The organism is Mesorhizobium sp. M2A.F.Ca.ET.037.01.1.1, from assembly GCF_003998075.1.
In the GTDB taxonomy this organism is placed as follows: domain Bacteria; phylum Pseudomonadota; class Alphaproteobacteria; order Rhizobiales; family Rhizobiaceae; genus Mesorhizobium.
In genome coordinates, this window is the sequence record NZ_RZSA01000388.1 from 1 (window position 1) to 5,636 (window position 5,636).

Below are 5,636 nucleotides of genomic sequence, written 5' to 3' on the forward strand. Positions count from 1 at the left end.
CCTGTCCACCATCTCCCCAGTCTGTACAGTTCTACGGGGAGAAGGTGCCCGAAGGGAGGATGAGGGGCAGCGCCACGCCTTTTTAAGTTCGCGCCGCCCCTCATCTGCCTGCCGGCATCTTCTCCCCGTAGAACGGGGAGAAGGACGCTAATCGCTCAAAACCTCTCCAGCCTCGCCCTCACCTTCCCCAGAAACGCCGCCCGGCTCTTCGGCGTCGACGAATCCATCAGATAATGCGCCAGGAAGAACGTCTTGCAGCGCGTGGCGCAGAGCGCCCGCATGCCGCGCAGGATCGTCTTGCGGCCGGGCTGGCCGACGACGACGCTCCACCAGGTCGGCGCGCCGCAGGTGGTGATGACGCCGACCTTGGTGACATGCCGCATCAGCGACGTGATCCGCCCCTTGCCGGCCGGCAGCTTGAAGGCGATGTCCGTCGCCCAGACACGGTCGAACCAGCCCTTCAGCATCGCCGGCAGGCCATACCACCAGGTCGGATAGATGAAGAGGATCGCTTCTGCCCACATAAGAAGATCGAAGTGCGGCTTGAGCGCCGGATCTTCCGGCGCCCGGTCATTGTAGAAGCGTCGCTCCTCGCAGCTCATCACCGGATCGAAATTCTCGGCATAGAGGTCGAGCAGCCGCACGTCCCAACCCTTCGTCTTCAGCACCTCGACGGCGGTGTCGCGGATCGCCGCGCAGTAGCTTTCGGGAACCGGATGGCAATAGACCACCAGCACGCGCATCAGAATTGATCCATGCTGGCCGCGACCTTTGCCATGAACGCGTTGCGCGTCTCGTCGGTCGAAAGGTTCATCGAATAATGCGCGAGATAGGAGACTGGAGCGCCGGGCAGAATCGTGGCCCGCAGCATGCGCTTGACGATCTTGCGCGGCGGGTCGCCCATCAGCATGGCGCGAAAGCGGCTGCCGCCATAGGTGGTCACGGCGGCGAGCTTGCGGATGTTGTGCAGCGTCGGCCGTACCTTGCCATCGACCAGCTTGAACGACACGCCTGGCAGGAAGACGCGGTCGAAAAAACCTTTCAGGATCGCCGGATAGCCGTAATTCCAGACCGGGAAGGACAGCACCAGCGCCTCGGCATTTTGCAATCTTTCGATGTAGCCGGCGACTGCGTCTGCAGGACTGCGCTGGTCGTGATAGCCAAGCCGCTCAGTCCGCGTCAGCCGCGGATCGAAATCCTCCGCATAGAGATCGCAATCGTCGACCACGTGGCCAGCCGCCGCGAGCCGCTCGACGATCGTCCGGTGCAGGCCGGCATTGAAGCTGGTCTCCACCGGATGGGCGTAGAGCACGAGGATGTTCATCAGCCCGCCTCTTGCAGGCCCTTGAACAGGAAGGGCTTGCCCGAGCGGTAGTCGTAGGCGGGGTTTTCCCAGGCGATCATCTTGCCGGGATTGAGCAGTCCTTGCGGATCGGTCTCGCGCTTGAAGGCAAGCTGCACATCATCCGTACGCTTCATGCCGCCCTCTTCCAGCGTGTAGCGGTGCGGGTTGAAGATCCAGCAGCCATTGTCCTCGTGGACGCGGATGATCTCGTTGAGCCGCTCTTCCGTGGTGTAGCGCACCAGCGGCAGGCCGGCCGCGCCAATCGCGCCGTCGAAGCGGATGAACTCCAGATGCGCCGGCACCTCGTCGCCGAAGCGCTCGACCATCGCCTTGACATGGGCGAGATGATCTGGCGACGGATAGCGCGCCTGCAGGTAGGTGATCGTCGGATCGACCCGGATCGCCCGTAGCGTCGTGTGGTTCCAGGTCAATTCATAGGCCGGCGGCAATCCTTTGAGATCGGCCTCCTGGTCGGCCCGAAACACGATCTCGCCCCTGGTGCTGCGGACAAAGGCGACAAAAGCGTCCATCGCGTGCGGCGCGATCATGCACACCACGATGCTCTGCTCGCGCCGGAAGAATTTCTGGTGCCGCTTGAAATAGTCGTAAGGAATGGGCGCGGCGATCGGCGTGATCAGCTTCGCCAATATCCCGTCCTGCACGGCGAGGTCGTTGCCGAAGCCGGCCGCCTCCATGAAATCGTCGAAGCCGACAATGACGTCGATCCAGTCGTAGGAAGCCGTCAGCGGCATCTCGACCTCGGTGATGATACCGTTGGTACCATAGGCATGCATGACCTTGAGCACCTCTTCGCCGGTGAGCTCCATGACGCGCGGCTCGGCTTCCATGGTCACCGTTCGCAGTCGGATGACATTGCCGAGGTCGCGCAACCCGCCCCAGCGGATCGAGCCGATGCCGCCTGAGCCGCCGGCGATAAAGCCGCCGATCGAGGCGGTGTTGTAGGTCGAGGGCGACATGCGCAGTTCCTGGCTGGAATGCGCCCGCGTCGCCTTGTCGATCTCGGCCAGAACGGCGCCAGGCCCGGTCACCACGCGTCCCGGCGCGATCGTCTTGATCGCGTTCATCTCGGCGAGGTTGAGCACCACGCCGCCCGACAGCGGCATCGCTTGCCCATAATTGCCGGTGCCGCTGCCGCGCGGCGTCACCGGGACACCGTGCCGGTGACATGCTGCGAGCACGCGGATCACCTCGTCCTCATTCTTCGGCGTGACGATGAGATCGCCTTTGACATGATCGAGCTGTGCCTTCAGCACCGGGCTGTACCAGTAGAAGTCGCGGCTCTTCTGCTGGACGATCGCCGGATGGTCGTCGATCTTGATCCCGTCGAGATCGCGCTTCAGCGCTGCGATATCCATCATCACACCATCAATTCGTCGAGTTCGGCATAATCGGGCAGCTGGCGTTCGATCGCCCTGCCGTCGCGCACCACGATGCGATCCGATTCGGGCCGCGACAGCAATTCGGTCCAGCTCCGTCCCTTGAAGACGATGAAATCGGCGCTGCCGCCGACGGCAAGCATCCCAGCGTCATCGAGCCGCATTACCTCCGCCGGCGTCGCCGCCACCGCCTTCGGCCAGTCGCCGACCGGATGGTCGAAATGCAGGATGCGCGTCGCCATGCGGTAGACTTCCAGCATGTCGAGATCGCCATAGGCGTAGAACGGATCGCGCGTGTTGTCGGACGCGACCGCAACCTTGATGCCGCGCGCCTTCATCTCGTGCAGCAGCGTCACCCCGCGCCAGCGCGGTGTCGTTTGGTTGTTGCGGCGGTCTTGCAGATAGAGGTTGCACATCGGCAGCGACACCACGGCGATCCGCGCCTTCGCCACCTTATCCAGCGTATCAAGAACCTCGAGGTCCGACTGCCGCGCCAGCGAGCAGCAATGGCCGACCAGGATGTTGCCCTCGAAACCGTTCCAAAGCGACGCCTCGGCGATCTTCTTCAGCGAGATCGCCGCGACATCGTCGGTCTCGTCGGCATGGAAATCGAGGTCGAGCCCGTGCTTGATGGCTTCAGCGAAAACCTGGTCGAGCAGTTCTTCGAGGTCCGGCACCATATAGGTGACGACGCCGAGCACGCCCTTGGCCGCGGCGACGCGCTTGGCCAGCCGCTCGAACCAGACCTTGTCGCGCACGCCTTCGATGCCGAGCAGGCAGGCGGCCTGCAGGTCGATCCGCCCGCGCCATTTTTCCCGCATCGCCTCGAACACAGGCCAGGAGATTTCTTCCTGCGGCGGCATGCTGTCGAGATGCGTGCGCACCGCCTTGGTGCCATGCGCATAGGCCGAGCGCAGCGAGAAATCCATGCGCCGCGCGACGTCCTCCGCGCTCCAGCGCGCGGTCCGGTCGGCGCCGGTGGAATTGAGTGCGCCCATGAAGGTGCCGTCCGGATTGGGCTTTCGCGGCCAGATATGGCCCTTGTCGATATGGGTATGGCAATCGACGAAGCACGGCAGAACGATCCGGCCGGCGAGGTCGATCGCATCGGCCGGCATGTTGCATTTGCCGCGCGCTGCAATGCTCGCGATCTTGCCGTCGGCGACCACCAGATCGGCCAGCGCGAAACCGTCCGCGTCGAACGGTGCTGTAAGCCCGGGCGTCAGCGAACGGTGAACGCGGGCATTGGCAAGCTGGTAAGAACCAGAGGCAGGTATCAAGATCTGGCCCTCTTCGTGATTTCCTCTGCGGCGCCAACCACCCTAATGCTCCTGCTTGAGGGCGCTCTCGTGCCAGCGGCGCAGGATCAGATGCGACACCAGCGACAGCACCAGGAAGATCAGGATGCCGGTCAGCGAGATCAGGATCAGCGCCGCGAACAGGCGCGGCGCGTTGAGCCGGTAGCCGGCCTCGATGATGCGCGAGGCAAGCCCGGACGACTGCCCCTGCGCGCCGGCGACGAATTCGGCGACCACGGCGCCGATCAGCGACAGGCCGCCAGCGATCTTCAACCCGCCGAGGAAATAGGGCATCGCCGCCGGCAGGCGCAAATAGCGCAATTGCTGCCAGCGTGTCGCGCCGTTGAGCTTGAACAGGTCGCGCAGGTTCCGGTCGACCGAGTTCAGCCCGAGCGTGGTGTTGGAGAGGATCGGGAAGAAGGCGACGATCCAGGCGCAGAGCAGCAGTTTGACGGTCTGGTTGTTCACATAGATGTTGATCAGCGGGAAGATGGCGACGATCGGCGTCACCTGCAGCACGATGGCGAAGGGGAAGAACGACATCTCCATCCATTTCGACTGTGCGAACAGCACCGCCAGCCCGACGCCGCCGATGACGGCGAGCAAAAGGCTGAGGAAGGTGATCCTGAGCGTCACCAGCAGCGAGGAGAACAACAGGCCGGCGTCGCTGTGCAGTGTCTGCAACACCACGCCCGGCCGCGGCAGGATGTATTGCGGGATGTCGTTCCAGACGCAGACGCGATCCCACAGCCAGATCGCCAGCACCATGATCGCCAGCGGCAGCACCCATTTGCCAATGCGCTCAAGACGCTCCTGGCGGGCGCGGCGCGCCTCCTCGGGGTCGAGCTTCAATGCAATGTCATCAATGGCCGTCATGGTGCGGTCCGGCGGTTGAGTTGATGGCGTCGACCAGCACGTCCGAAGCCTGCCGGCAAAGCGCGGCATAGTCGGGTGAGGTCCGGAACACCTCGTCGCGCGGATAAGGCGCGCTGATGGGGAGCTCGCCGAAAACGCGGCCCGGCCGCGCGGCCATGACGACGACGCGGCTGGACAGGAACACGCTTTCGAAGACGCTGTGGGTGACGAAGACGACGGTGAAACGCTCGTCCTGCCACAGCTCCAGAAGGTCGTTGTTGAGCTTGAAGCGAGTGATCTCGTCCAGCGCCGCGAACGGCTCGTCCATCAGGAGGATGCGCGGCTTCGTCACCATGGCCCGCGCGATCGACACCCGCATCTTCATGCCGCCGGAAAGCTCGCGCGGCACGGCATTTTCGAAACCGGTGAGATGGACCCGCGCCAACATCTCCATCACCGCCGGCGCAGCCTTGGCCCGCGACACGCCCTTGAGCCGCAGCGGCAGCCAGACATTGTCAAAGACGCTCGCCCAAGGCAGCAGCGTCGGCTCCTGGAAGACGAAGCCGATGTTCGAGCGGTCGATCGAGCCGCGCCAGTCGAGCTGGCCGGAGGTCGGCGTCGATAGGCCTGCGATCAGCCTGAGCGCGGTCGACTTGCCGCAGCCGGACGGGCCGAGCAGGCTCAGGAAATCGCCTTCGCGGATCGCGAGATCCACCTTGCTCAGGGCCGTCACGCCATTGG

6 protein-coding genes are annotated in these 5,636 nt (G+C 64.0%); all 6 read right to left on the reverse strand.

Annotation, left to right across the window (positions count from 1 at the left end; genetic code table 11):
* Positions 1–155 precede the first annotated feature (155 nt).
* On the reverse strand, positions 156–743 hold the full coding sequence (locus EOA27_RS19335) for an NAD(P)H-dependent oxidoreductase (RefSeq protein ID WP_126082146.1): 588 nt from the start codon (positions 741–743) through the stop codon (positions 156–158).
* On the reverse strand, positions 743–1,324 hold the full coding sequence (locus EOA27_RS19340; RefSeq protein ID WP_189342016.1) for an NAD(P)H-dependent oxidoreductase: 582 nt from the start codon (positions 1,322–1,324) through the stop codon (positions 743–745). Before EOA27_RS19340 ends, EOA27_RS19335 begins: the two co-directional genes overlap by 1 nt.
* A complete protein-coding gene (locus EOA27_RS19345; protein ID WP_126083762.1) occupies positions 1,324–2,721 on the reverse strand; it encodes an FAD-binding oxidoreductase in 1,398 nt (465 codons plus the stop codon). Before EOA27_RS19345 ends, EOA27_RS19340 begins: the two co-directional genes overlap by 1 nt.
* Before the next feature lie 2 nt (positions 2,722–2,723).
* Positions 2,724–4,022, reverse strand: coding sequence for a cytosine deaminase (locus EOA27_RS19350; protein ID WP_126082144.1), 1,299 nt, complete (start codon positions 4,020–4,022; stop codon positions 2,724–2,726).
* 42 nt (positions 4,023–4,064) lie between these two features.
* Positions 4,065–4,916: an ABC transporter permease gene (locus EOA27_RS19355; protein WP_126082143.1), complete on the reverse strand. Its 852-nt coding sequence runs from the start codon at positions 4,914–4,916 to the stop codon at positions 4,065–4,067.
* Positions 4,903–5,636: ABC transporter ATP-binding protein (locus EOA27_RS19360; protein ID WP_145970423.1), on the reverse strand; the 734-nt coding region annotated here is incomplete at its 5' end. The genes EOA27_RS19360 and EOA27_RS19355, both read right to left, overlap by 14 nt.